This window comes from Streptomyces sp. NPDC043738 (assembly GCF_056436545.1).
Genome location: NZ_JBWKCJ010000009.1, coordinates 186,232 through 210,100 on the forward strand (window position 1 = coordinate 186,232; position 23,869 = coordinate 210,100).

General features: G+C 71.6%; 24 protein-coding genes. 13 read left to right on the forward strand and 11 right to left on the reverse strand.

Features of this window, described 5'->3' with window-relative positions:
* Positions 1 to 163: 163 nt before the first annotated feature.
* Complete coding sequence (locus AC0680_RS15350; RefSeq protein ID WP_478628459.1) at positions 164 to 1,561, reverse strand: alpha/beta hydrolase family protein; 1,398 nt, start codon at positions 1,559 to 1,561, stop codon at positions 164 to 166.
* A 131-nt stretch (positions 1,562 to 1,692) separates the two neighbouring features.
* Positions 1,693 to 2,301, reverse strand: coding sequence for a TMEM175 family protein (locus AC0680_RS15355; RefSeq protein ID WP_478628461.1), 609 nt, complete (start codon positions 2,299 to 2,301; stop codon positions 1,693 to 1,695).
* Between the two features lie 140 nt (positions 2,302 to 2,441).
* Here AC0680_RS15355 and AC0680_RS15360 point away from each other — a divergent pair, with 140 nt between their 5' ends.
* Complete coding sequence (locus AC0680_RS15360) at positions 2,442 to 2,750, forward strand: hypothetical protein (protein WP_478628462.1); 309 nt, start codon at positions 2,442 to 2,444, stop codon at positions 2,748 to 2,750.
* Positions 2,751 to 2,814: 64 nt separating this feature from the next.
* Here the strand turns inward: AC0680_RS15360 and AC0680_RS15365 are convergent, their stop codons facing one another.
* Complete coding sequence (locus AC0680_RS15365) at positions 2,815 to 3,246, reverse strand: hypothetical protein (protein ID WP_478628464.1); 432 nt, start codon at positions 3,244 to 3,246, stop codon at positions 2,815 to 2,817.
* A 304-nt stretch (positions 3,247 to 3,550) separates the two neighbouring features.
* On the opposite strand from AC0680_RS15365, the gene AC0680_RS15370 reads away from it, so the two are divergent.
* On the forward strand, positions 3,551 to 4,333 hold the full coding sequence (locus AC0680_RS15370; RefSeq protein WP_478628465.1) for a GNAT family N-acetyltransferase: 783 nt from the start codon (positions 3,551 to 3,553) through the stop codon (positions 4,331 to 4,333).
* Between the two features lie 54 nt (positions 4,334 to 4,387).
* On the opposite strand, the gene AC0680_RS15375 is transcribed toward AC0680_RS15370, so the two are convergent.
* On the reverse strand, positions 4,388 to 5,326 hold the full coding sequence (locus AC0680_RS15375) for an SDR family oxidoreductase (protein WP_478628467.1): 939 nt from the start codon (positions 5,324 to 5,326) through the stop codon (positions 4,388 to 4,390).
* A gap of 3 nt (positions 5,327 to 5,329) precedes the next feature.
* Positions 5,330 to 6,139 (reverse strand): hypothetical protein, encoded by an 810-nt coding sequence (locus AC0680_RS15380; RefSeq protein ID WP_478628469.1) that lies wholly within the window; start codon positions 6,137 to 6,139, stop codon positions 5,330 to 5,332.
* Positions 6,140 to 6,596: 457 nt separating this feature from the next.
* On the opposite strand from AC0680_RS15380, the gene AC0680_RS15385 reads away from it, so the two are divergent.
* Positions 6,597 to 7,448, forward strand: a complete 852-nt coding sequence (locus AC0680_RS15385) for an SCO4651 family lipoprotein (RefSeq protein WP_478628565.1) — start codon at positions 6,597 to 6,599, stop codon at positions 7,446 to 7,448.
* A gap of 62 nt (positions 7,449 to 7,510) precedes the next feature.
* Here AC0680_RS15385 and AC0680_RS15390 read toward each other — a convergent pair whose 3' ends face one another.
* The 4 genes from AC0680_RS15390 to AC0680_RS15405 all read right to left on the reverse strand — a co-directional run bounded on the left by AC0680_RS15390 (position 7,511) and on the right by AC0680_RS15405 (position 10,106).
* Complete coding sequence (locus AC0680_RS15390) at positions 7,511 to 8,398, reverse strand: SCO6745 family protein (RefSeq protein ID WP_478628471.1); 888 nt, start codon at positions 8,396 to 8,398, stop codon at positions 7,511 to 7,513.
* Between the two features lie 165 nt (positions 8,399 to 8,563).
* Positions 8,564 to 8,794, reverse strand: coding sequence for a hypothetical protein (locus AC0680_RS15395; protein ID WP_478628473.1), 231 nt, complete (start codon positions 8,792 to 8,794; stop codon positions 8,564 to 8,566).
* Between the two features lie 2 nt (positions 8,795 to 8,796).
* Complete coding sequence (locus AC0680_RS15400) at positions 8,797 to 9,033, reverse strand: DUF6400 family protein (RefSeq protein WP_478628475.1); 237 nt, start codon at positions 9,031 to 9,033, stop codon at positions 8,797 to 8,799.
* Positions 9,034 to 9,401: 368 nt separating this feature from the next.
* Positions 9,402 to 10,106, reverse strand: a complete 705-nt coding sequence (locus AC0680_RS15405) for a TetR/AcrR family transcriptional regulator (RefSeq protein ID WP_478628478.1) — start codon at positions 10,104 to 10,106, stop codon at positions 9,402 to 9,404.
* A 200-nt stretch (positions 10,107 to 10,306) separates the two neighbouring features.
* On the opposite strand from AC0680_RS15405, the gene AC0680_RS15410 reads away from it, so the two are divergent.
* The 3 genes from AC0680_RS15410 to AC0680_RS15420 all read left to right on the forward strand — a co-directional run bounded on the left by AC0680_RS15410 (position 10,307) and on the right by AC0680_RS15420 (position 15,119).
* On the forward strand, positions 10,307 to 11,836 hold the full coding sequence (locus tag AC0680_RS15410) for an APC family permease (protein ID WP_478628480.1): 1,530 nt from the start codon (positions 10,307 to 10,309) through the stop codon (positions 11,834 to 11,836).
* A gap of 148 nt (positions 11,837 to 11,984) precedes the next feature.
* Positions 11,985 to 13,691 (forward strand): amidohydrolase, encoded by a 1,707-nt coding sequence (locus AC0680_RS15415; protein ID WP_478628481.1) that lies wholly within the window; start codon positions 11,985 to 11,987, stop codon positions 13,689 to 13,691.
* Between the two features lie 150 nt (positions 13,692 to 13,841).
* Positions 13,842 to 15,119 (forward strand): MFS transporter, encoded by a 1,278-nt coding sequence (locus AC0680_RS15420; RefSeq protein WP_478628483.1) that lies wholly within the window; start codon positions 13,842 to 13,844, stop codon positions 15,117 to 15,119.
* Here the strand turns inward: AC0680_RS15420 and AC0680_RS15425 are convergent.
* Positions 15,019 to 16,332: an ROK family transcriptional regulator gene (locus AC0680_RS15425; protein WP_478628484.1), complete on the reverse strand. Its 1,314-nt coding sequence runs from the start codon at positions 16,330 to 16,332 to the stop codon at positions 15,019 to 15,021. The two genes, AC0680_RS15420 and AC0680_RS15425, sit on opposite strands and share 101 nt — an antisense overlap.
* A gap of 151 nt (positions 16,333 to 16,483) precedes the next feature.
* On the opposite strand from AC0680_RS15425, the gene AC0680_RS15430 reads away from it, so the two are divergent.
* From AC0680_RS15430 to AC0680_RS15445, 4 genes are read left to right on the forward strand one after another with little or no spacing between them, the layout of a single operon-like run.
* Positions 16,484 to 17,803 (forward strand): ABC transporter substrate-binding protein, encoded by a 1,320-nt coding sequence (locus AC0680_RS15430; RefSeq protein ID WP_478628485.1) that lies wholly within the window; start codon positions 16,484 to 16,486, stop codon positions 17,801 to 17,803.
* Positions 17,800 to 18,726: a carbohydrate ABC transporter permease gene (locus AC0680_RS15435; RefSeq protein ID WP_478628487.1), complete on the forward strand. Its 927-nt coding sequence runs from the start codon at positions 17,800 to 17,802 to the stop codon at positions 18,724 to 18,726. Before AC0680_RS15430 ends, AC0680_RS15435 begins: the two co-directional genes overlap by 4 nt.
* Positions 18,719 to 19,624: a carbohydrate ABC transporter permease gene (locus tag AC0680_RS15440; protein ID WP_478628490.1), complete on the forward strand. Its 906-nt coding sequence runs from the start codon at positions 18,719 to 18,721 to the stop codon at positions 19,622 to 19,624. Before AC0680_RS15435 ends, AC0680_RS15440 begins: the two co-directional genes overlap by 8 nt.
* Complete coding sequence (locus tag AC0680_RS15445; protein WP_478628492.1) at positions 19,621 to 21,012, forward strand: GH1 family beta-glucosidase; 1,392 nt, start codon at positions 19,621 to 19,623, stop codon at positions 21,010 to 21,012. Before AC0680_RS15440 ends, AC0680_RS15445 begins: the two co-directional genes overlap by 4 nt.
* Before the next feature lie 65 nt (positions 21,013 to 21,077).
* On the opposite strand, the gene AC0680_RS15450 is transcribed toward AC0680_RS15445, so the two are convergent.
* Positions 21,078 to 21,488 (reverse strand): organic hydroperoxide resistance protein, encoded by a 411-nt coding sequence (locus AC0680_RS15450; RefSeq protein WP_384435588.1) that lies wholly within the window; start codon positions 21,486 to 21,488, stop codon positions 21,078 to 21,080.
* A 129-nt stretch (positions 21,489 to 21,617) separates the two neighbouring features.
* Here AC0680_RS15450 and AC0680_RS15455 point away from each other — a divergent pair, with 129 nt between their 5' ends.
* The 3 genes from AC0680_RS15455 (at position 21,618) to AC0680_RS15465 (ending at position 23,808) form a co-directional block, all read left to right on the forward strand.
* The gene (locus AC0680_RS15455) at positions 21,618 to 22,070 is read left to right on the forward strand and encodes a MarR family winged helix-turn-helix transcriptional regulator (RefSeq protein WP_478628494.1); all 453 of its coding nucleotides are present in this window, start codon (positions 21,618 to 21,620) and stop codon (positions 22,068 to 22,070) included.
* Between the two features lie 269 nt (positions 22,071 to 22,339).
* Positions 22,340 to 22,570 (forward strand): acyl carrier protein, encoded by a 231-nt coding sequence (locus AC0680_RS15460; protein WP_384435582.1) that lies wholly within the window; start codon positions 22,340 to 22,342, stop codon positions 22,568 to 22,570.
* Complete coding sequence (locus AC0680_RS15465; RefSeq protein ID WP_478628497.1) at positions 22,567 to 23,808, forward strand: beta-ketoacyl-[acyl-carrier-protein] synthase family protein; 1,242 nt, start codon at positions 22,567 to 22,569, stop codon at positions 23,806 to 23,808. The genes AC0680_RS15460 and AC0680_RS15465 overlap by 4 nt, the downstream gene beginning before the upstream one ends.
* The last annotated feature ends 61 nt before the right edge of the window (positions 23,809 to 23,869 follow it).

Here is a 23,869-nt window from a genome sequence, read left to right on the forward strand (position 1 = left end):
TCCGGGTCGTGATTGCGGGAACGCCGTACCCCCGTGGCGGCCGCCCGGCTCGTGAGGGGTCCGGAAATCACCTGAAGGGCCGTCTTCGGTGATCCGAACGGCGTGCCGGAAAGACGGCCGGGTCCCCGTCTGCGATCAGCGGCCGGCTGTCACCGGTCAGCGGTCAGCGCGCCGGCAGCGTCTCCTGGAGCCAGTCGAAGACGACGTCGCAGTGCTGCTGCGGAGCCATCGGCGAGCAGTGCAGCTGCGCGCCGGTGGCCGCGGTGAGTTTCACATAGTCCTTGGGGGACGTCAGCCTGTCGAACATCTGGCGCGGCTGTCCCGGATAGAACTGCTCGTCCTCGTAGTCGAGGACCAGGGTGGGCATCGTGATCCGGCCCACGACGTCCGTGATGGTCAGTGCCTCGACGCGCTTGGCGGGGGTGTAGAAGTCGGTGAAGAGCTTGCCCTGGCGGGCGGCGAGCATCGCCGGGACGGAGAAGGGTTCGAAACGCTTCTTCAGCGTCGCGGCGTCGGCAGCGGGCAGTTCGGGGGCGACCTCCTTGTTCCAGATGTCGTTGGTCTCGGCCTTGCTCGGGGTGAGGATCTTCCGGATCTCCGGCGGGAAGCCCAGCCAGGGCTCCAGGCATCCCGGCATCGCCACGAGGGCGGCGATCCGCTTGTCGAAGGCCGCGGCCCGTGGGGCCAGGTCGCCGGCCATGCTCAGCCCGGTCAGGGCGATCCGGTCGTCGTCCACGTCGGAACGGGCGAGCAGCCAGTCGACGAGCGGCGTGACCACCGTCTCCCAGCGCGGCGTGAAGACCACCCGGTTCACGAAGAGCAGCTGCCCCTGGCCCGGCCCGTCGTACACCAGGGCGTTCCAGCCGCGCTCCAGTGCGGCCGAGACGCCATAGGCCCACATGTCGACGTTCTGTCCGTCGCTGCCGTTCGTGAGGATCACGGTGGGGCGCCGGGTGCCGGAGTCGTCCGGGCGGAAGAACCACACCGGCAGCGGCGTCGCGCCGTACGGAACGTTCGCCGTCACCGGCGCCGGGTCGCACAGCCTGCAGAACGTGTCCCAGGCGCCGCGCCCGGCCCTGTAGAGCTGCTCCTCGCTGCCGGGGTCCTCGGAGCCGAGAACGAAGAACAGCGCCTGGGCGTAGTACTGGGCGGCCCGCAGCGCACGGAAGCGCCGGGTCTGCCGGTCGGGCGGGCTGCCCTGGGGGGCCTCCAAGAGCCGGTCGCCGAGCCTGTTGAAGGTCTCGACGTACGTCTGCGCGGACAGGCCGGCCTTGTTGATCGCGTTGACGGCGGTGAGCACCTCGCCCACCTCGCTTCCGCTGAACCCGGCCCCGCCGAGGGCCCAAAGGGCGCTGAAGTTGTACGCCGGGTTCTGAAAGAGCGTCATCACCCCGGGCGTGGCGCCGGCGGCCGACGCCGTGGGTCCGGCGGCGGGGCCCTGTGCGGAGCTGCTGTTCATGGGCATGCACCCGGCGGTCAGCGCGACCCCGGCTCCGCCGACGAGCCCGGTGAGCGCGGTGCGCCGGCTCAGGCCGGATGCGTCCTGCGATACCTGCGTCATACCGGCCGACGGTAGGAGCTGCGCCACCCGCGCCTTCCGGCACGACACAGCCGGTTCCCCCGAACGGGCAAGCCGGGGCGCGAACGGCCAGGTCGGTGAAAGTCCGGTCGGCGACCACGGCCGCGATCCGGTCAGCGACCACGTGCCGCGATCCGGTCGGCCAGCACGGCAAGGGGCACCGTGGCGGCCCAGCTGTAGATCGCGGCCAGGGGCGAGATTCGGGCGATCCCCACCGAGAGCAGGAACACGACGGCCTGGGCGGGGAGCGGGACACCGCGCCACGACACACCGGCCGAGCGGCTGGTACGCAGGTCGATCGCGTACACCACCAGCGCGGCCGTACCGATGACGGCCCCGTACAAGCCGGGCCCCAGGAACCGGTCTCCGTAGTTCTCCAGGACCTGGGTGGGGAACGGAATCAACGACACCAGCACCAGGAATGCCACATTGAGCCAGAAGAGGGCCGGGTCGAGCTCCCCCGCGTTCCGCAGCGCCGCGTGGTGGGCCCGCCAGAACAGCGCGATCACCACCGCGCTCAGCAGGAACGCGCCCGCCTGGGACTGCACCTCGTCCAGTGCCCGGCTCAGCTCGGCACCGCTCAGTCCCTCGGGCAGTTTGATGTCCAGTACGAGCAGGGTCATGGCGATGGCCATCACTCCGTCGGAGAGGGCAAGCATCCTGCCCTTCGGCACATGGTCCGCCTCGGGCGGGATGAAGCGTCGCCGCTCGCCTTCGTTCATGGCCCCGTCGTAGCACCCGCCCCACCCGGGGGCGGCAATCCGACACGTGTCGTCCGCGCCCTGGAGCCGGCGCCCTGACGTGCCCGGGCGGCTGGCCCAGGCGCTTGCCCAGGGCGGCGACCGCGGCCGATCATTCCCCCATGAGAACCGAAGTGCAGACGTTCATAGCCGACGGGCCGCTCCCCGACGGGGACGCGAGCGAAGAAGAGATCGACCGACGCGTCGACCAACTCGGTGCGATCTCCGAGCCGGTCACGGCGGAGGAGGCCAAGGCCCTGACGGCGTGCTTCGGTCCCGACGACTGCTACGGCGTCGCCTGGACGCTACTGCACCTCATCGAGACCGGTCCGAACCCCGTGCTGACCACCAAGCCGGCCGCGGACGCCAACGAGTGGCACCACCGGCTCTGGCAGCGGGAGGTGAACGCCGGCCTCGTGCAGGAGGGCTGAAGCTCGTGCACGAGGCCCGTCGTCATGCGGACGGCCTGTCGAGTCGGCGCGCCCGCGAGGTGTGTCAGTGACCGGAGGGCGGTTCGAAACAGCCGGTTTCCATGTACGGCCCGTTGACCTGGACCTGATAGTTGGTCTTCTGCACGAACGCGGTCACGCAGGCGTCCTTGTGGACGTGAAGGCCGATCTGGGCGCCTTCCGGTGTGACGTAGTGGTCGCCCTCGTAGCGGGCGTCCATGCTCCGCACTTCGAGCTTCCCGCCGAGCTGCTCCCCCTTGGGGCCGGTGCGCAGTTCCTCGTACCCGAGGGCCAGCAGAGCGGTGCGGACGCTCTTGGGGTCCCACTTCCGCTGCTTCCAGAGTCGTTTGAGTACGGGCTCGATGCGATCGGCTTCCCTCTGGGCGTCCTTCCCGCTGGCGGGCGACATGTCGCGAGGGCGGCGGTAGGCGTTGTTGTCGCCGTAGTGCGGGGCTCCGTCGTGGGCTCCGGGTTCCACGTAGGGGGACGCACCGGCACCGGAGGGGCTGGGAGGGGAACTGGCGGTGGAACTGGCGGTGGAACTGGGGGTGGAACTGGGTGTGGCACCGGGGGCAGTACTGGGGGACGTTCCCGGGGCGCCGGTCGCGACGCGCTGCTGGCCGCAGGCGGTCAGGGGCAGGGCGACGCTCACCAGCAGTAAGGCGGCAGCGAGGTGTCTTCGCCGTCGAGGCGTTGATATGAGCATGCGGGTTACTCTGCCACGGGCGGGCACCCCGGCATCGGCGGACGGTGCCTTCCGGGTGCGGGGAAGGGAGGCGCCCGTGGTGCCGTACATCATGCGCAGCGACGGTCCGGGAACGCTCAGAGCCCTGCAGGAGAGGGCGGCTCGGGCCCTTCCCGCCGAGTACGTCGAGGATGTCGAAGGGTGGCGGCTGCGCCATGCGCCCCGGTGTTCGTGGTGGGTGGGCACGGTGCTGCCACACGGCGACGCCGAGCGGGGCGAGTTGGCGCGCAGGATCGCCACGGCGGAGGAGTTCTATGCCGCCCGTGACGCGGACACGCGGTTCCAGATCAGCCCGGGGGCGTGTCCGCAAGCGCTCGACACGGTCCTGGCCGAGCGCGGCTACCGCCGTCAGAGCGTGATGTCGTTGCGGGCGGCGTCGACGGCGCGGGTCCTGGAGCAGGCGTCGGCCGGATCACCGAGGGTGCGACGGGACGAAGGCCCGACAGCCGCCTGGTTCGAGGTCTGGCACGCCGTGCACGGCCGGCATGGCGGGGACTCGCGGGCCGAGTGGGACCTGCTCGCCCGTGTGGAGGGGCCGAGTGTCTACGCCAGTGCGGTGGTCGGGGGCGATGTCGTCGCGGTCGGCCGTGCGGTCGCCGACACCGGGTGGGCGGGAGTGTTCGGTATGGCCACGCTGCCCGCGGCCCGCGGAAAGGGCGCGGCCCGCCAGGTGCTCGCCGCGCTGGCCGACTGGGCCGGCGCGCACGCGGCCGACCGCATGTATCTGCAGGTGGAGCGCGACAACGCCCCGGCACTGCGGCTGTACGGGCGGACGGGCTTCAGCGAGGTGTGCGGGTACCACTACCGCACCTCGGGATGAGCCGCGGCCGCGGCCTCCGTGGGGCCGGCCGCAGCGCCCTTGGCCGGAGTCCGGTCAGCGGTAGCCGGTGTCGTCGGCGGGCAGGCCGCGGGACTGGACCTCGGCGAGGTAGCGCCAGCAGTCCGGCCGCGTGCCGTCGGTGTCGGTGAAGCCGTAGAGGGGGGCGAGTTGGCCGCTGGAGACGACCTTGCCGTTCCAGCGGGCGACGTCCGGATCGGCGGCGAGTGCGGTCACCGCCCGCGCCACGTAGGCCGGGGACTCGGAGATGCAGAAGTGCGGCACGTCAGCGGTCGCGTCGCGCCAGTTGTCCTCGGTGACACCGAAGGCCTCCAGCATGTGCTCCGAGCGGAGCCAGCCGGGGGTCACCGCGACGGCGGTGGCCCGGTGCGGGGCGAGTTCATGGCTCTGGGCGAGGGGCATGCGCTGCACCGCGGCCTTGACCAGGTCGTAGTAGAAGCCCTCGTGGTGGCGGTAGGCGGCGTTGTACTCCGCGGTCCCGTCGGTCATTTCGACGACCAGACCACCGGGGCGGCGGATGAGCAGCGGCAGCGCGTGGTGACTGGTGATCGCGTGGGTGTCGATGCCCATGCGCAGTATGCGCAGCCCGCCGGCGAGGTCGTGCTCCCAGAGAGTGGTGCCGAACTGGGCGTATCTGTCGCCCCCGAAGATGTCGTTGACGAGGAGGTCGAGACGGCCGTGGTCGCGGTCGATGCGCCGGACGAGGTCGCCGACCTGGTCGCTGTCGAGGTGGTCCACCCGCAGGGCCGTACCGGTACCGCCGGCCGCGACGATCAGGTCACCGGTCTCCTCGATGGTCTCGGGCCGGTTGATCTCCGACCGTCCCGCGGTCCGGCTGCTGCGCCCGGTGGCGTAGACGAAGGCACCCGCGCGGGCGAGTTCCACCGCGATGGCGCGTCCGGCTCCCCGGGTGGCGCCGGCCACCAGCGCCACTCTCCCGTCCAGCGTGCCCGCCGGAGCTTCGTCGTTCGTCATGGGTCAAGAACTGAGGTGGTATTGGGTCCAGGGCTGATGCGCGGGTGCGGCCTCCTCGTGCGGGGGTGTGATGGAGCCCCAGGGGGCGAGGGCGTTGTCCCATTCGGAGGCAAGGGCGGTCACGTCGGGGACGCACTCGGTCGAGGGCATCGTGCCGGTGTGCCAGGCGGACGCCATCTGGTGTGCCGAGGGCGCGGCGTTCCAGGCGGCCGTCTGCTGTGCGGGAATGGTGTACTCGGCTTCATGAACATCTCCGGGACCGCGCCGGTGGCGTCCCGCATGGGATTCCGCCGGGCCTGGATAGAACCGCCCCTGGGCGGACAGCTGCTGGGCACGGGTAACCAGGCGCGTGAGGTCGATCCCGAATTCGGAGGCGAGTTCCCGCAGATCCACACCGGTCTGCCAACTGCCGATGAGGACCGCGTCCATCGCCGGGGACCAGTTCTGGTCGGACGTGCCCGTCATGCCGCTGCCGGTGGTGTCGCGGGACGAACCGGTGGATCGGGCTCCGGTGGACGGGTTCTGCAGGGGCGGTTCGGCCGAGGCATCGGGCGCGGGGGGCGCGTCGTCCGGCTCACTGGGCGGTGTGGCGGTCGGCGAGGCGGTGGCCAGCAGCTTCTCGGCGACGGCACGGGCATCGTCCTTGCCCACCGTGCGCCGGGCGATCCGCACTTCCCGCTCGTTCAAACCGAACAGACCGGCCACCGCGCCGGTACTGCCCACCGTCACCGCGAACGCCGCCAAAACCCGTGACCGGTCCGCCTGGGCCTCGTCGAGCCTGGCCTGCGCCTCCCGCACGCGCTCGTCACCCAAACAAAACGCTTCCGCCAGAACGGCATTGCGGTCCCACAAGTCTCTAGGATCCATACCCATTCAACGCCTCTTGCGCGGAGGTGTCCCGATCTTGCATAGCAAAGCACACCAAAGCACCCATCGAACCACCAGATGAAAATCACTCCGTGTGCCCGGACGAGGGGTGCCGCCGAGGCGGACGCATGATGAATCCGCAGGCCAGCGAGGTGGCGTGGATATTCGGCGGGGATTGTCAGTGCGGTGGGTTACCGTCTTGATCAGTCATATCTTCACAGTTTCAGGTGTCCGTGGGGGGACCGTGTCCGATCTTTCGCGTAACTCTTCTTCCGCCGGCCCGCGTTCAGGCGTGCCGCACTCCGGCGCCGCTCGGTCCGGTGCCTCTCGTTCCGGTGTCGCGGGCTCTTCGTCCGGCGTCTCGCGTCGCGGTGCCGGGCGCTCCCGCACGTCGGTCCGGACACTGGGGGCGCTGCTCGCGGGTGTGATGGTGTGCGGCGGTACGGCGGCGTGTACGGCATCGGGCGGCAAGTCCGCGGCCGGGCCCGGCGGGTCGCAGAGCATCAACGCGACGCCGGTCGCCGCGGTGCAGAAGGCGGTCAACAAGGGCGCCAAACTCAATTCGGTGTCCTATCGCCTCTCGGGCAAGGTCCCGGGCCAGGGGACCGTCGAGGGCAAGGTGTCGTTCAGTCTCCGCCCGCGGGCCATGGACATGCGGATGAAGGCGTCCGGGGGCCAGGAGGAGGGCGAGTTCTCGGTGCGGCTCGTCGACGGCTCGCTGTATCTGGGCTGTGGCAAGGACGCGGCGGCCGCGATGGGCGGCAAGCGCTGGATCAAGTTCCCCATGAAGCACAAGGACGCCGGCGGCAGCGCGGGCGGCTTCGGGGGAATGCGGCGGCAGGCCGACCAGGACCCGGCGGCGCAGGCGTCGTTGCTTCCCCAGTCCGACGACGTCAAGAAGGTCGGCGAGGAGACCGTCGACGGGGTACGCACCACGCACTACTCCGGCACGGTCGATGTGGCGGATCTGCTGACGAAGCGGCCCGCCAAGAGCGCGCTGGCCGTCGAGCGCCGCAAGAAGGTGGTCGAGCAGTACCGGCAGCTCGGGGTGAGCGAGCTGAAGCTCGACATGTGGGTCGGCCCCGATGACCGGATGGTGAAGTTCCGGGAGCGTGCGCGGGCAACGCAGGGCCCGCTCGACGTGACCATACGGTTCTTCGACATCAACAAGCCGGTCCGGGTCCAGGCCCCGCCCGCCTCCGAAACGATGGATCTGGAGCAGAAGTTGAAGGAGGCGGGCAGGCAGCGCGCCTAGGCTTTCCGGCCCCGGCCCACCGGACGGCCCTCGCCTTCCGGCCCCGGTTCATCGGACAGGGCTCAGGGAGCGGCGCCGGCGGTGGGCGGGGGCAGGGGGTCGTCGAGGTGCGGGAGCCCGATGGGGTTGGGGAAGGGCAGCACATCCGCGGCGAGGATGCGTCGGACGACGGGTTCCAGCGCGTGCAGCAGCGCCTGGATCTCCGCTTCCGGCAGGGAGTTCAGCAGCCGGGCGGCCAGCCGGTCGGTGGCCTGCTCGATGCGCTCGCGCTCCCGCAGGCCGTGTTCGGTGGCGCCGCCCCGTGCGTCGACGAGGCCGCGGGAGCGCAGCCGGTCCGCGGCGGCCGCCCACTCCTCCTCGCTCCAGCCCCGGTCCTGGCGGATGGTGTCCTCGGGTACGCGACCGGACGCGGCGGCCAGGACGAGGGCTTCGCAGCCGTCGAGGCCTTCGTCGGCGAGTACGGCGAGGTGCGCATCGCCCCTGAACTCGCGCAAGGTGGTGACCAGTTGCCACAGCCGCTCGACGGGGTCGGCCTGGTCGCACAGTGCCCGGTTGGCGGCGAAGAGGGGCCGCGCGAGGGCGGAGGCCTCGTCGACCATCTTCTGGAGCGGCGGCAGGAGTTCGGCGGCGCCGCGCTCCAGTTCGGGGCCGATCCTGCGCAGGGCGCGGGCGGCCCGGCCGCCGCGCTCGTCGAGGACGTGCGCCGGGCCGGCGATGCTCCAGGCTGCGGGCAGGGCACGGGCCACCATGTGCGGGGCGAACACCCCGAGTACGGCCGTGGCGGCCGCGGGTTCCACGGCTCCCAACGGAGCGGTGCGGGAGGCGAAATACCCCATCCAGAAGCCCTTGAGGCCGAGCGCCTTGCCCAGGCCGCGGCACTCCTCGTCGAAGTAGCAGACCGCGTGCAGCGGTTCGGTCACCAGCCAAAGCGATCGCGCATGCAGCTCCATGAAGATCACGCTACCGCCGCCGCACGTCCGGCGCAGCACACCCGGGCACACCCGACGACGCGAACCACCCGTACCGCCCCACCCACCGACCGGACCGGTTCGAGGCCCCGTAGGGATCGGCTGCCTCGACGTCCGGCGGATCAGGGCCGGTGGCCCGGCCGGGCGTCAGCCGTCGGTGCGGCCGCCGGCGCCGAAGCCCGACTGCCAGGCCCACAGGTGGGTGCAGTTGGGGCACTGCAGATGGAGCACGCTGCCTTTGTTCGACAGCAGGTAGCGCCAGTGTTCGTGGCAGGTACGGCCGTCGAGGCAGGTTCCGCAGCCCTCGTGGTCCTGACAGCGGGGGCACGGCACCCAGGCCCGGCGGCCGATGTCGGCGGTGGGGTCGAGGGGCAGCATGCTCAGCCCTGCCCGGAGGGCGGCAGCACGCCCGCGGCGACCAGCATGTCGTAGGTGGCCTGCTGGTCGGCGTCCAGGCCCGAGTAGAGCAGGCGGTTCGCCTCCGCCTCGCCCTCCATGACCGCGACGGGGTCCCAGGTGTCGCCCAGCGCCGCGAGGACCTCGGTCCGCCTGCGGGCCTCGTGATCGGCGAGGTCGAGCTCGAATATGTGGTGGTCCGAGGTGTTGCGGTCGTTCATGGTGCGCGTCCCATACCACGTGCGGATGATGCGGACGTGTCTATCAAGCGGGGCGGCACTGAGGAAGCGTCAGACGGGGAGCGCGGCTCCCCGGGACCGGGAGACGGGAGGAAGCAGTGGCGTGGAGTGATGAGACGTGGCGCAGAGTGAGGCACTTTATGTCGGGCGAAAGTGGATGATGTGGGGCATTTCGGTGTGCCGCTTGGGCGCCTAGGTGCACTTCGCCGAGGGGCGCATCCCCCCGGCGCCCGATATGCGAGGCATTTTCCGAGGTGACGTAATTCATCCTCCGTATTCGTCCTCCGCCACCCCGCACCGCACCGCGGCCGGGGCCTCACCTCACCCCGCGCACCACGGTCAGCCCCCTCTCACCCCGGCCGTTGCGCCGCCTCGCCGCGGAACGCCGCGATGAGCAGATCGAGCGCGGGCTCGACGGCCGAGCCCGCCATGACGGGGAGGTGCTCGCGTACGCGGTGCAGGCTGGGGAAGTCGTCCGCCGGCAGGCTGCCGTACGCGTCCTGCCACGCCTGCTCGTCCGCCGCGCGCTGGGCGGGTGCCAGCCGCAGCACGCCGGCGTCCAGAGCCGCATGGCCGAGGGCGGTGTCGACGAAGGCGTGGTAGTGGCGGACGGCGGTGGCGTCGTCGAAACCGGCCTGGAGCAGCAGCCCGACGCCGGTGTCGACGGCGCGCTGCTCGTGGGGGCGGCCCGTGACGCGAACGGTGCTGAACACCGCGATCTGTGGGTGGCGCAGCGCGGAACGGTAGGCGCGCATACCGAATTCGCGCAGGTCGGCTGCCCAGTCGCCGCTGGGCGCGAAGCCCGCCATGGACTCCCCGATCAGCCGGTCGGCGAGCGCCAGCAGCAGGTCCTCGGTGTTGCGGAAGTAGCGATAGACGGCGGACGGATCGGCGCCGAGGGCCGCGCCCAGCTTGCGCACGGTGAAGGCCTGCGCCCCTTGGGCGTCGATCAGCTCGCGCGCGGTGTCGACGATGAGGTCGGCCGACAGGACCACACCCGAACCGGTCGGCCGGCGCCGTTTGCGCTCGGCCGGGACGCGCTCGCTCGCCGCCACACCGCACCCCTCGCTTCGCCTTGGCGCCCGGGCCTGCCCGGTGCGCTCCCGCGCCGTGCCCGGGACGCGTCACGGCCCGGTCGGGCCAGTTAATCATCAGGTTACGTCAACACCGTTGACACAAGAATGCGCGGACTGTTTCATCGGCGGACACCCGGCCCATCGGGACCGGTCCGGCCCCCGTCCAAGGAGTCAGTGCCATGCCCTCCGCAGTGCAGCAGCAGGACCCCGGCCCGGCGAGAATGCGCCGCTCACTGGGGGTGAAGGACGGGGTGGCGATCGCCGCGTCGAGCACCGCAGCGACCACCAGCATCGGCATCGGGATGGGGTCGCTGGCCGCGTACGCCGGCCGGCAGACCCCCGCCCTGCTGTTGCTGGCCTTCCTGCCCATCCTCGGCATCGCGCTGTCGTACGCCCGGCTCAACCGCAGCGAGCCCAACTGCGGCAGCGGCTACACCTGGGTGGGCCGGTCCATCGGCCCCTGGCCCGGCTTTCTGACCGGCTGGGTGGTGCTGGTCGGCAATGTGATCTTCATGGCCTACACGGGCGCCGTCACCGGATCCGTCGTGCTCCAGTTCCTCAACAAGCTGGGCCTGTACAGCCTGTTGGGACTGCGCCTGGACCCGTCCGCCACCGGCATCAGCACGGCCGTCGGCCTGATCGCGCTGGTCGCCGTCACCCTCACCGCCATCACGGGCGTACGGGCCGCGACCCGGCTGCAACTGTGGCTGCTGCTCTTCGAGTACGCGGTCCTGCTGGTCTTCTGCGGCTACGCCCTGGTCATCGGCGACCAGCCGTTCTCGCTGTCCTGGCTGAACCCCTTCGACATCGCCTCACCCCAGGCGCTGGCCCAGGGCATGGTCATCGCGGTGTTCATCTACTGGGGCTGGGACGCGGCGTTCAGCGTCAACGAGGAGACCCGCAACGCCTCCGACGCGGCGCGCGGCGGACTGATCGCGCTGGTGGCGATGCTCGGTCTGTTCCTGGTCGGCGCGCTCGCCTTCCAGCGGGTGATGAACACCGACGAACTCATCCGCAACGGCCCGCAGGCGCTCACCTTCCTCGGCGGGAGACTGGCGCCCGAACCCTGGGCCTCCCTGCCGTTGGCCGCGCTGATGTGCTCGGCCTTCGCCTCCCTCCAGTCGAGCGTCATCCCCACCGCCCGCGGCGCGCTGGCGATGGCCCGTGACCGGACGCTGGGCCCCGTATGGCAGCGGGTGCACCCACGCTACGGCTCCCCCGCCGTGGGCACCCTCCTGATCATGGCCCTCGCCGCGCTGCTCGCCGTACTCGCCGTCGGCATCCCCCAGCTCAACGACATGATCCTCACTGCGGTCAACTCGATCGGCCTGACCGTGGCCCTCTATTACGGACTGACCGCCCTGGCCTGCGCGGTGCGCTTCCGCGGCAGCCTGCGCCAGGGGCCGGTCCGCGCGCTGCGGGATGTGGTCGTCCCCGCGGCGAGCGCGCTGGCGCTGTTCGGGCTCGGCGGCTACCTCGTCCGGTACTACGCGACGCTGAGCGACCTCTTCGAGCCGAGTCCGGACAACGGCTGGTTCATGCTGCTGCTCCCCTCGCTCTTCGTCCTGGTGGGCCTGGCGACCGCGGCATGGGCCAAGTGGGTACGCCGCGCGCCGTACTTCACGACCGGCCGGGGCACCGACGCCGACGCGATCACCTTGCCGATGGACGGCGAAGCGGCCCCGCTGGCCCGCCCTTCTCAGAGCTGACCGGCGCGGCGCGCCGGGTGCCGGACCGTGGCCCACCACGTCCCGCGCCACACCCCACAAGCCCTCCCGGACCGCGGCCGGTCGTCGCCTGCCGCACCCGCACCACCACACCCACACCCACACCACACACGACTGGAGCAACTGCCAGATGGACCTCAGCACCACCGTCGAGCCCGAGCCGACCCCGCACGCCACCGTCGACTCCGGCTCCCCGGCCGACCTCGTCTTCCTCTCCGGCCCCGTGCACACCGTCGACGCCGCGCGCAGCCGGGCGGGCGCGGTGGCGGTGCGCGGGGACCGTATCGTCGCCGTCGGACACGAGCCGGAGGTGCGTGACCTGATCGGGCCGGGTACCGAGGTGGTCGACCTGCGCGGTCGGCTGCTGATCCCCGGCTTCCAGGACGCGCATGTCCATCCGGTCGGCGGCGGCATGGAGTTGGCCCTGTGCGATCTGAGCGCGGCGGAGACGGCGGACGCCTACCGCGAGCTGATCGGCCGCTATGCCGCCACGCATCCGGACGCGCCGTGGATCACCGGCGGCGGCTGGTCGCTGGAGGCCTTCCCCGGCGGGATGCCGACCCGGGAGTTCCTGGACGCCCTGGTGCCCGACCGCCCGGTGTTCCTCGTCAACCGCGATCACCACGGCGGCTGGGCCAACTCCCGTGCGCTGGAGCTGGCCGGGCTCACGGTCCGTACGCCGGACCCGGCCGACGGGCGGATCGAGCGGGCCGCCGACGGCCGGCCCACCGGCATGCTGCAGGAGGGCGCCATGCGGCTGGTGGCCGACCTGATTCCGCAGCCGGGCCTCGACGAGCAGACCGCCGGCCTGCTCAGGGCGCAGCGGCTGCTCCACTCCTACGGAGTGACCGCCTGGCAGGACGCGATGCTGGGCGACGGGCCCGGCACGGTCGACGCCGTCCCCGCGTACCTTGCCGCCCGGCAGGACGGGAAGCTGACCGCGCGGGTGACGGGGGCGCTGTGGTGGGACCGGGCCCGGGGCGCCGAGCAGATTCCCGAACTCATCGCGAAGCGGGCCGAGTTGACCGGCGGGCGGCTGCGCGCGACCAGCGTGAAGATCATGCAGGACGGGATCGCCGAGAACCACACGGCCGCCATGCTCACCCCCTACCTCACCGCCTGCGGCTGCACGTCCGACAACAGCGGCATCTCCTTCATCGACCCCGAGGAGCTGCGGACCTACGTCACCCTGCTGGACGCGGAGGACTTCCAGGTGCATTTCCATGCGCTGGGCGACCGGGCCGTACGCGAGGCACTGGACGCGGTGGAGGCGGCCCGGCGGACGAACGGCCCCCGCGACACCCGGCCGCACCTGGCCCATCTCCAGGTCGTGCACCCCGATGACGTCCCGCGATTCCGCCGGCTGGGTGCGACGGCGAACATCCAGGCGCTGTGGGCGGCCCATGAACCGCAGATGGACGAGCTGACGATTCCCTTCCTGGGCGCCCAACGGGCGGCCCGGCAGTACCCGTTCGGCGATCTGCTGCGCTCGGGCGCCACCCTCGCGGCCGGCAGCGACTGGCCGGTCAGCTCCCCCGACCCGATCGCCGCGCTGCATGTCGCGGTCAACCGCCGTACGCCGGACGCCCCGTCCTCGGCGCCGGTCTTCCTGCCCGAGCAGCGCATCGATCTGGGCTCGGCGCTCGCCGCGTACACGGCCGGCAGCGCCTACGCCAACCACCTCGACGACGCCGGCACCATCCGGCCCGGAATGCTGGCCGATCTGGTCGTCCTGGACCGCGATCCCTTCGACGGCCCCGACGAGGAGATCGCCGAGACCCGTGTCCTGCAGACGTTCGTCGGGGGGCGGCGGGTCCACGCGGCCGACGACGCCTGAGGCCGGGCGCGGCCCGGACGTTCTTGGGCGTTCCTCCAGATGCGGTGGGCTTTCCGCGGCGTCGTTTCGGATGACGTGCGGATGGTCCGGAGGCCGGGGTCGCGGTTGTACTGGGGCGAGTTGCTCGTTCGGGGGGATGCGGTGTCTGCGGTGAGTGCTTTTCGTGCGGTGTTCTCCGTCGCGGGGGCCTGGCTGCCGGTGCTCTCGTTCCTGGCCCGGCTGCCCGCGGCGCTCTGCCCGATCGGCACGCTGATGATGCTGACGGAGCTGGACGGTGTCGGGCGGGCCGGGGTGGTCGCGGGGATGCTGTGGCTGGGTCAGGCGGTGGGCGGTCCGCCGATCGGGCGGCTGGCCGACCGGCGCGGGCACCGGCCGGTGATCCTGGCGGCCGCGCCGGCGAACGCGGTGGCCGTCGTGGCGCTGGTGGGGTCGGTGCTCGGCGGGCTGCCGGTGGCGGCGCAGGCGCTACTGGCGGGGTTGGCCGGGTTGACGATGCCGCAGGTGGGGCCGCTGTCACGGACGCGGTGGATCGCGCTGACCGCGTCCCGCCCCGAGGGGAAGGAACTGACCGCGCGTGCGCTGTCGTTGGACACCACGATCGACGAGATCAGCTTCATGGCGGGGCCGGCGCTGGCGGCCACGGTCGTGGTGGTGTGCCACCCCTCGGCGGCGCTGCTGCTCGCGGCCCTGCTCAGCGCCGTATGCGGGGTGCTGTTCGCGCTGCATCCGACGGCTCCGGGGCCGGTGCGGTCCGGGCCGGTGGCGGCGGCCGGGGTGCCGCTGGCGTCGCCCGCCCTGATCGTGCTGTGTGTGATGGCGCTGGCGCAGGGGATCATCTGGGGCGGCGCCAACGCCGGTGTCAGCGCGCTGTCCGAGCACCTGGGCGATGCGGGCACGGCCGGCTTCGTCTGGGGCTCGATGGCGGTGACCAGCGCGCTGGCGGGGCTGGTGGCGACGGCGCGGCCGGGGAAGCGGGATCTGACGGTCCGGCTCCGGCTCGCGATCGTGGCGCAGACGCTGCTGGTGCTGCCGCTGCTCGCGGTGTCCGGGTTCGCCGGAACGACGCTGGTCATCGCCGGGATCGGCGCGGCGGTGGCACCGCATCTGATCGCGGTGTTCGGGCTCGCCGAGCGGGTCGCGCCGGCCGCGCGGATGGGCGAGGCGATGACGCTGCTGGGGTCCGGGCTGATCGTCGGGCAGGGGGTGGCGGCGCTCGCGGCCGGCCCGCTGGCCCAGGCGTACGGGTTCCGGGCCGCGTTCGGGGTGAGCTGCGCGGCGGGCCTGGCCGCCTGTGCGGTGGCGCTGGCGCTGGTCCGGGGGCGGCGGTTCACCCCGGTGTCCGCCGGGTCCGGGCGTCCAGCACCGTCCGCCACCCAGGTGGCGCCGCCCGCTCCGGCGCCCGCGCCGGCCGCCGACCGCCGCGCTTGAGGAAGTCCGCCAGCGGCAGTGTCGCCGCGCCGACCGTGACGGCGTCCGGGCCGAGCAGGCCCAGGCCGATGGTGACGCGGCCGGCGGGGTGGGCGAGGGCGTAGGCGGTGGCGTGGGTGCGGACGGCGGGCAGGAGGTGCGGTCCGAGCCGGAGGCCGACCCAGCCGCCGATGAGCACCCGTTCCGGGCTGAAGAGGTTGATCAGGTCGGAGATCCCGGCCCCGAGGTATTCGGCGGTCTCGTCCAGGACGGCGCGGGCGATCGGGTCTGGGGTGCTGCCGTACGGGGGGAAGGCGGCGTCGGCCAGGGCGGTGATCGCCGTCTCCTCGTCGGCGTCCGCGGGCGGCCGGCCGCCGGCCTCCCGCCAGCGTCGCAGCAGCGCCCCGGATCCGGTGTACGCCTCCAGGCAGCCGCGGGCCCCGCAGCGGCACCGCCGGCCGCGGACCTGGACCGTCAGATGCCCCCATTCGCCGGCGCTGTCGCGGGCGCCGCCGTGGACGGCACCGCCGGTGACGATGCAGGCGCCGACGCCGGAGCCGAGGAGCACGATGACCGCGTCCCCGGCGCCACGTCCGCCACCGAACCACATCTCCGCCTGGCCGAGCGCCTTGGCGCCGTTGTTGATGAAGAGCGGTACGCCGGCGGGGAGTTCGACGGCATCGCGCAGCAGGCCCTCCAGTGGGACGGCGTCCCATCCGACGGTCTGGCCGTGGACGACCGCGCCGCCGGGGCCGGACCGGTCGACGATGCCGGGGACGCCGACACCGACACCGAGCAGGCGGGCCGGGTCCGTACCACTCTCCCCCAGCACGGTGGCGATCCCGTCGGCGATATGCCGGGTGACCGCTGCCACGTCGTAGTGGTGGTCGCTCAACGGAAGTTCCGCGCGGGCGAGTTCGCGCATCGAGAGATCGAAGAGCTCGACGCCGACCCTGGTCTCGCCGACGTCCACGCCGATGAGCCGGCCGGCCGCCGGGGCGATGCGCAGCAGGGTGCGCGGCCGGCCGCCGTCGGAGCCGACCACGCCGGCCTCCTCCAGCAGCCCGTCGTCGACGAGTTCGGCGACCACATTGCTGACGGAGCCTGAACTGAGGCCCGTTGCGGGGCCGAGTTCCTGCCGGCTCAAGGGGCCGTCGAAATGCAACCGTTGCAGAACCACGGAGCGATTGGCGCGGCGCAGGTCACGCACGGTCCGTTGGGTGTGCTCGGCCATCTGGTCCCCCTCCCGCCCGCAATCTACCGGGGTGCGGTCCCTTGACGCGCCCTTCTCTCGGGCTTTAACTCACACCCTAAGTTAAGCCATGAGGCCGTTCAGGAACTGAACATGGCCGACCTCGGACTCCTCAGAGAGAGGCGTATCCGTCATGCGCAGACTCCGAGCCGCGACCGTCACCGCCACCGTCACCGCGCTCGCCGCGGTGGCCTCCGGATGCGGCGGCGGAACGAGCCCCGGTGGCGGGAGCGGCAGCAACGACTCCCCCAGGACACTGACCTACTGGGCGTCCAACCAGGGTCCGAACGTCGAGGCGGACAAGCGGATCCTCGGCCCCGAGCTCAAGAAGTTCGAACGGCGCACCGGAATCAAGGTCGAGCTGGAGGTCATACCGTGGCCCGACCTGCTCAACCGGATCCTGGCCGCCACGACTTCGGGGCAGGGTCCCGACGTCCTGAACATCGGCAACACCTGGTCCGCCTCGCTCCAGGCCACCGGGGCGCTGCTCCCCTGGGACAAGCGGAACTTCGACGAGATCGGCGGGCGCGACCGGTTCGTGGCACCGGCGCTGGGCGCCACGGGGGCCGCGCACCAGGCCCCGGCCGCGGTACCGCTGTACTCGCTGACGTACGCGCTCTACTACAACAAGCGGATGTTCAAGGACGCCGGGATCGACCAACCCCCCGCCACCTGGGACGAGTTGGTCACGGCCGGCAGGCGGATCTCCAAGGACGGCAAGTGGGGACTGGGCGCCGAGGGCGGCCAGCTGGCCAACAACATCCACCAGGCCTTCGTCCTCGGCAAGCAGCACGGCGCCGACTTCTTCGACGCCGCCGGCAGGCCCACCTTCACCTCCGACGGCGCGGTCGCGGCGGTCAAGCAGTACGTCGACTTCATGGCCAAGGACAAGATCATCGCTCCGGGCAACGCCGAGTACGGGCAGAACCAGTCGCTCAGGGACTTCGCCAAGGGAAGGACCGCCATGGTGCTGTGGCAAGCCGCGGCCACCACCTTCGCGGCCGACGGGATGAAGCCCGAGGACTGGGGCGTGGTTCCGGTGCCCGTCGCGTCCGGCACCCCGGGCGGCGGCCGGCGGACCAACTCGATGCTCGCCGGCATCAACCTCGCCGTCTTCCGCAACACCGACAACCTCGACGGCGCCCGGAAGTTCGTGAAGTTCCTGACCAGCGACGCCGAGCAGCGGCTGCTCAACAAGGCCTACGGCTCCGTACCGCCGGTCAAGGCCGCCCAGCGGGACCCGGCGTTCAACCGGCCGGACACCAAGGTGCTGCGCGAGACGCTCACCAGGAGCGCGGCGCCGCTGCCCCAGGTCACCGACGAGGCGCAGTTCGAGACGTCCGTGGGGACGGCGATCAAGGATCTGTTCGCCGACGCGGCGGCCGGCCACCCCGTCACCACCGAATCGGTCAGGGCGCGGCTGACCAAGGCAGAACAGCAGATGGCGAAGTGAGGCGGCTGCCCGTCCGGCTGCGCCGCGCCGGACTGCCCTATCTGCTCCTGCTGCCCGCGCTGGTGCTGGAGCTGCTGGTGCACCTCGTGCCGATGGTCATCGGCATCGTGATGAGCTTCAAGGAGCTGACGCAGTTCCACATCGGCAACTGGGGCCTGGCTCCCTGGAAGGCGCTGGGCAACTACCGGGTCACCGTCGACCTCGACGCCCCGGTCGGCGCCGCTCTGCTGCACTCGTTCTGGATCACCGTCGCGTTCAGCGTGCTGTCGGTCGGGCTGTGCTGGCTCATCGGCACCACGGCGGCGATCATGCTGCAGGAGAACTTCCGGGGCCGCGGCCTGCTGCGCGCCGTCTTCCTCACTCCGTACGCACTGCCCGTCTACGCCGCGGTGATCACCTGGGCGTTCATGTTCCAAAGGGACAACGGCCTGGTCAATCACGTCCTGCACGACCAACTGCGGCTCACCGACGGGCGGCCCTTCTGGCTGCTGGGCGGCAACAGCTTCCTGGCGCTGCTGGTCGTCGCGGTCTGGAAGACCTGGCCGTTCGCGTTCCTGGTCGTGATGGCCGGGCTGCAGAACATCCCCAAGGACCTCTACGAGGCGGCGGCGCTCGACGGCGCGGGCGTGATCCGGCAGATCCGGCGGATCACCCTGCCCTCGCTGCGTCCGGTCAACCAGGTGCTGGTGCTGGTGCTGTTCCTGTGGACCTTCAACGACTTCAACACACCGTATGTGCTGTTCGGCAAGGCCGCTCCGGAGGCCGCGGACCTGCTGTCCATCCACATCTACCAGTCCTCCTTCGTCACCTGGAACTTCGGCACCGGAGCGGCGATGTCCGTCCTGCTGCTGCTCTTCCTGCTGGTGGTGACCGCCGGCTACCTGCTGGTCACCTCGCGCGGAAGGAGAACCGCCGATGGCTGACCGCTCCCCCGCGGCCCGCGAGCGCACCCGGACCCGGACCCGCCGCAGGCCAACCCCGACGGCACCGCCGCGCTGGTTCCGCTGTGCCCGAGGGATCTTCCTCACCGCGCTGACCGGCTTCGTCCTGCTCCCCGTCTACGTCATGCTCAGCAGCTCCCTCAAGCCGCTGGAGGATGTCTCGGGCACCTTCCACTGGCTGCCGAGCGAGCTGACGATCCGCCCGTATCTCGACATCTGGCGCACCGTCCCGCTGGCCCGCTACTTCACCAATTCGCTGATCGTGGCGGGCTCGGCCACCGTCTGCTCGGTGCTGATCGCGGTCTTCGCGGCGTATGCGGTCAGCCGCCACCGCTTCCGCGGCAAGCGGGTGTTCACCGTGACGGTGCTGTCGACGCAGATGTTCCCGGGCATCCTCTTCCTGCTGCCGCTGTTCCTGATCTACGTCAACATCGGCAACGCCACCGGCGTCGCCCTCTACGGCTCCCGCGGCGGGCTGGTCCTGACCTATCTGACGTTCTCGCTCCCGTTCTCCATCTGGATGCTGACCGGATACTTCGCCTCCGTGCCGCGGGAGCTGGACGAGGCCGCCTACGTGGACGGCTGCGGGCCGCTCGGCGCGCTCTTCCGGGTCGTCGTCCCGGCCGCGCTGCCCGGGATCGTCGCCGTCGCCGTGTACGCGTTCATGACCGCCTGGGGCGAGGTGCTGTTCGCCTCCGTCATGACCAACGACACCACCCGCACCCTGTCGGTCGGTCTGCAGGGCTACGCCACCCAGAACGACGTCTACTGGAATCAGGTCATGGCCGCGTCGCTGGTCGTCAGCGTCCCCGTGGTCGCCGGGTTCCTGCTGCTCCAGCGCTATCTGGTCGCCGGGCTCACCGCCGGGGCCGTCAAATGAACCGTGCCGAAAGGATCTTCGTGAGCGACCGGATCGACTTCGCCGCCCTGCCGGACGACTTCGCCTGGGGCGTGGCCACGTCGGCGTACCAGATCGAGGGGGCGGTCGCCGAGGGCGGCCGTGGGCCCTCCATCTGGGACACGTTCTCGCACACCCCGGGCCGGACCCACAACGGCGACACCGGCGACCGGGCCTGCGACCACTACCACCGCTGGCGCGAGGACATCGGCCTGCTGCGGCAACTGGGCGTCGGTGCCTACCGGTTCTCGATCGCCTGGCCGCGGATCGTGCCGGACGGCGACGGCCGGGTCAACGCCGAGGGCCTGGCCTTCTACGACCGGCTGGTCGACGGTCTGCTGGAGGCGGGCATCACCCCGTCCGTCACCCTCTACCACTGGGATCTGCCGCAGGCGCTCCAGGACCGCGGCGGCTGGAGCGCACGGGAGACCGCCGAGCACCTGGCGGCGTACGCCTCGGTCGTGGCCGGGAAGCTCGGCGACCGGGTCCGCCACTGGGCCACACTGAACGAACCGCTGTGCTCGGCCTGGATCGGTCATCTCGAAGGCCGGATGGCGCCGGGCCTGCGGGACCTCACCGCGGCGGTGCGCGCCTCGTACCATCTGCTGCTCGGGCACGGCCTGGCGACGGCGGCGATCCGCTCCGGGGCCACCGACCCCGAGGTCGGCATCGTCAACAACCTCAGCACGGTCGAGCCGGCCACCGGATCACCGGCCGATGCCGCCGCGGCACGGCGGATGGACGGGCACACCAACCGCTGGTGGCTCGACCCCGTCCACGGCCGCGGCTTCCCGGCGGACATGCGCGAGGTGTACGGGGTGGAGCTGCCGGAGCGCCCCGGTGACGCGGAGACCATCGCGCAGCCGCTGGACTGGCTGGGGCTGAACTACTACTTCCCGGCCGTGGTCGCCGCCGAGCCGGCCGGCCCGCCGCCGTTCGCCCGCCCGGTACGCCGGCCGCACGTGCCGCGTACGGGCATGGACTGGGAGGTCGACGCCGGCGGCATCGAGACCCTGCTGCTGCGGCTGACCCGGGAGTACGCGCCGCGCGAGATCTACGTCACCGAGAACGGCTCCGCCTACCCGGACGTGGTCACTCCCGACGGAACCGTCGAGGACCCCGAGCGCACCGATTATCTGCATCAGCACATCGCCGCGTGCGCCCGCGCGGCCCGCCAGGGCGCGCCGCTGGCCGGGTACTTCGCCTGGTCCCTGATGGACAACTTCGAGTGGGCCTACGGGTACGACAAGCGCTTCGGCCTGTTCCACGTCGACTACGCGACCCAGGCCCGCACCCTCAAGGACAGCGGCCGGCACTATGCCGGGCTGATCGGGAGCCGTCCGCGCCGCGGCACTCCGCGCGCGGCCTGACGGCCACCGCGCCGGCACGGCCTTCGGCCGGCCTCCGTGACGGGGCCGGCCGGAGGGCCGGCGGGCTACTCGATGACGAGCTCGACATCGATGTTGCCGCGGGTGGCCTTGGAGTACGGGCAGTACTCGTGGGTCGCCTCGACCAGGCGGCGCCCGGTCTCGCCCGCGAGGGCGTCCGGCAGCTCCACCCGCATGACGACGGCCAGGCCGAAGCCGGTGGCGTCCTTGCCGATCGAGACCTCGGCGGTGACCGAGACGTCCTTGGTGTCGAGCTTCATCTGGCGGCCGACATTGCCCATCGCGCTGGCGAAGCAGGCCGCGTATCCGGCGGCGAAGAGCTGCTCCGGGTTGGTGCCGGCGCCGTTGCCGCCGAGCTCCGGCGGCATGGCCAGCGCCAGGTCGATCTTGCCGTCGGAGCTGACGGCGCGGCCTTCCCGGCCGTTGGCGGTGGCGACAGCGGTGTACAGCGCGTCCATGAGGGTTCCCCTTCGATAGCGCGGCGGCCTTCCCGGCCGCCCGACGTCATCGACGATCGCACACTTTTAAATTGTCCGCAACTAAGTTGTGCACAACTAAGTCGTCCGCATGGCGCTACCCTGGATGCCATGACCACGACTCCCGTGCCCGACGCCGAACTGCTCCGCCTGGACCACCAGGTCTGCTTCTCCCTGCACGCCGCGTCGCGCGCGTTCGGCGGCGTCTACCGGGACGCCCTGAAGGACCTGGGTCTGACCTACCCCCAGTACCTGGCCATGCTGGTCCTGTGGGAGCACGGCCCCCAGCCGGTCAAGGCCATCGGCGAACGGCTCCGACTGGACTCCGGCACGCTCTCGCCGCTGCTCAAGCGACTGGAGGCGGCAGGCCTGGTCCGCCGCGAACGCAGCGCCGAAGACGAGCGCTCGGTCACCATCCATCTCACCCCCGACGGCGATGACCTGCGCGAACAGGCCCTGCCGGTCCCCCGCAGGATGCTCGCCGCCACCGGGTTGACCATCGAGGAACTCCGGACTCTGCGAACCCTGTTGGGGCGCGTGACCAGCGCACTCGACGAGGCCTGACCTCCGCGTCCGGCACGACTTCGACGCGGTTCCCGGCCGCGCCTCTCACCGGTTCACCGGATCAGGCCCGTAGGCTTCTCGCCGTCACCGCAACGCGGGGCGCGCCCCTCTGTCGCGCCCAGCCACGCCATCACCCCATTGAGCGACCAATGTTGGGGCGAAATAGGGACAAAGGCGTATAAAGGGTGGCTAAACCAGCCGGGGTCGTCGGCACACACCCGCCAGGACGCGGTTGGCAGCATCGCTTACGAACAACCGAGGAGCGCCACGTGAATGCGGCAGAAGTTGTCAACAGCCTGCTGGTCCAGCGATTCGGGATCCCCGCGGCCCGCCTCAACGCCGAGACCCCGCTGCGCAATCTGCGGATGGACTCGCTGGCCCTGGAAGAGCTCCGGGTCATGATCGAGGAACAGTTGGACATCGACCTCGACGACGTGGCGCTGACCCCGCGCAACACCGTGGGCCAGCTGGTGGCGGCCGTCGGCGGTGTCGCCGCGTGACGGCCCACCGGACGCCGTTCCACGCGGCGGTGACGGGGCTGGGGCTGGTGACCGCCGCGGGCGTGGGCGCGAAGGCCACCTGGCACACCGTCACCGAGGAGGTCGTGCCGAGCGAGGTACGACACCTTGCGGAACTCATCGATCTCCCCTGCGACTTCGCCTACACCGTCGCCGATCTGGACACCGCCGCGGTGCTGGGCGTCGCCACCCAGCGGCTGATGGACCGCTTCTCGCAGCTCGCGGTGATCGCCGCGCGCGAGGCCGTCGCCGACGCCGGGCTGGACACCGCCACCTGGGACGCCGCCCGCGTCGCCGTCGTCATCGGCTCCGCACACGGTGGACTGCCCTTCTACGACGAGCAGCACGAGGCCCTGGCAACACGCGGCCCGCGCCGCGTCTCCCCCAAATTCGCCCCGCTGACCACGGTCAACGGCGCCGCCAGCAGCGTCTGCCGGGACCTCGGCGCGCAGGGACCCAGCCTGGCGGTGACCACCGCCTGCTCCTCCGGCAGCGTCGCCGTGGGCACCGCGCACCAGCTGCTGCGCACCGGGGCGTGCGACATCGCCATCGCCGGCGGCGCCGAATCCGCCCTCACCCGTCTGCTGATCGCCAGCGTCTGCCAGTTGAAGATGGTCTCCACCCGCCGGGAGAACCCGTCCGCGGCGTGCCGCCCGTTCGACGCGGAGCGGGACGGCTTCGTCATGGGTGAGGGCTCCGGGCTCCTCGTCATGGAACGGCCGGAGCACGCCAGGGCCCGCGGGGCCACCGTCCGCGCCCATGTCTCCGGATACGGCGCGTCCAACGACGCCTACTCGGCCGTGGCACCGGACCCCGACGGCAACGGCATCGAGCAGGCGCTGCGCACCGCCATGGCGGACGCCGACGTGGCAGCCCGCGACGTCGGCCATGTCAACGCCCACGGCACCTCGACCGTGCTCAACGACGTCATCGAGGCCAGCATGCTGCACCGGGTGCTCGGCGACCATCCCCTGGTCACCTCCACCAAGGCGATGACCGGGCACACGCTGGGCGCGGCCGGTGGTATCGAGACCGCGCTCACCGTGCTCGCCCTCGAGCATCAGCTGGTGCCGCCGACCGCCAATCTCGACGTACCCGACCCTCGGCTCCCGATCGAGATCGTGCGCAACGAGGCCCGGCCGGGGAGGTTCGACTGCGCGGTCAAGATGGCGCTCGGCGTCGGCGGGCACAACGCCGCGCTCGTACTGACTCGCGGTTGAGCCGTCCCTCATGGATCAGCCCGGAATGACCCCCCGTTCACCCGCACACGCAGCCCGTTCC

What these genes read in the sequence shown, in the direction of transcription:
- AC0680_RS15350 (WP_478628459.1), bottom strand. Translation starts at nt 1,561, where the DNA reads ATGACGCAGGTATCGCAGGACGCATCCGGCCTGAGCCGGCGCACCGCG.
- AC0680_RS15355 (WP_478628461.1), bottom strand. Translation starts at nt 2,301, where the DNA reads ATGAACGAAGGCGAGCGGCGACGCTTCATCCCGCCCGAGGCGGACCAT.
- AC0680_RS15360 (WP_478628462.1), top strand. Translation starts at nt 2,442, where the DNA reads ATGAGAACCGAAGTGCAGACGTTCATAGCCGACGGGCCGCTCCCCGAC.
- AC0680_RS15375 (WP_478628467.1), bottom strand. Translation starts at nt 5,326, where the DNA reads ATGACGAACGACGAAGCTCCGGCGGGCACGCTGGACGGGAGAGTGGCG.
- AC0680_RS15390 (WP_478628471.1), bottom strand. Translation starts at nt 8,398, where the DNA reads ATGGAGCTGCATGCGCGATCGCTTTGGCTGGTGACCGAACCGCTGCAC.
- AC0680_RS15395 (WP_478628473.1), bottom strand. Translation starts at nt 8,794, where the DNA reads ATGCTGCCCCTCGACCCCACCGCCGACATCGGCCGCCGGGCCTGGGTG.
- AC0680_RS15400 (WP_478628475.1), bottom strand. Translation starts at nt 9,033, where the DNA reads ATGAACGACCGCAACACCTCGGACCACCACATATTCGAGCTCGACCTC.
- AC0680_RS15410 (WP_478628480.1), top strand. Translation starts at nt 10,307, where the DNA reads ATGCCCTCCGCAGTGCAGCAGCAGGACCCCGGCCCGGCGAGAATGCGC.
- AC0680_RS15415 (WP_478628481.1), top strand. Translation starts at nt 11,985, where the DNA reads ATGGACCTCAGCACCACCGTCGAGCCCGAGCCGACCCCGCACGCCACC.
- AC0680_RS15425 (WP_478628484.1), bottom strand. Translation starts at nt 16,332, where the DNA reads ATGGCCGAGCACACCCAACGGACCGTGCGTGACCTGCGCCGCGCCAAT.
- AC0680_RS15430 (WP_478628485.1), top strand. Translation starts at nt 16,484, where the DNA reads ATGCGCAGACTCCGAGCCGCGACCGTCACCGCCACCGTCACCGCGCTC.
- AC0680_RS15440 (WP_478628490.1), top strand. Translation starts at nt 18,719, where the DNA reads ATGGCTGACCGCTCCCCCGCGGCCCGCGAGCGCACCCGGACCCGGACC.
- AC0680_RS15445 (WP_478628492.1), top strand. Translation starts at nt 19,621, where the DNA reads ATGAACCGTGCCGAAAGGATCTTCGTGAGCGACCGGATCGACTTCGCC.
- AC0680_RS15450 (WP_384435588.1), bottom strand. Translation starts at nt 21,488, where the DNA reads ATGGACGCGCTGTACACCGCTGTCGCCACCGCCAACGGCCGGGAAGGC.
- AC0680_RS15455 (WP_478628494.1), top strand. Translation starts at nt 21,618, where the DNA reads ATGACCACGACTCCCGTGCCCGACGCCGAACTGCTCCGCCTGGACCAC.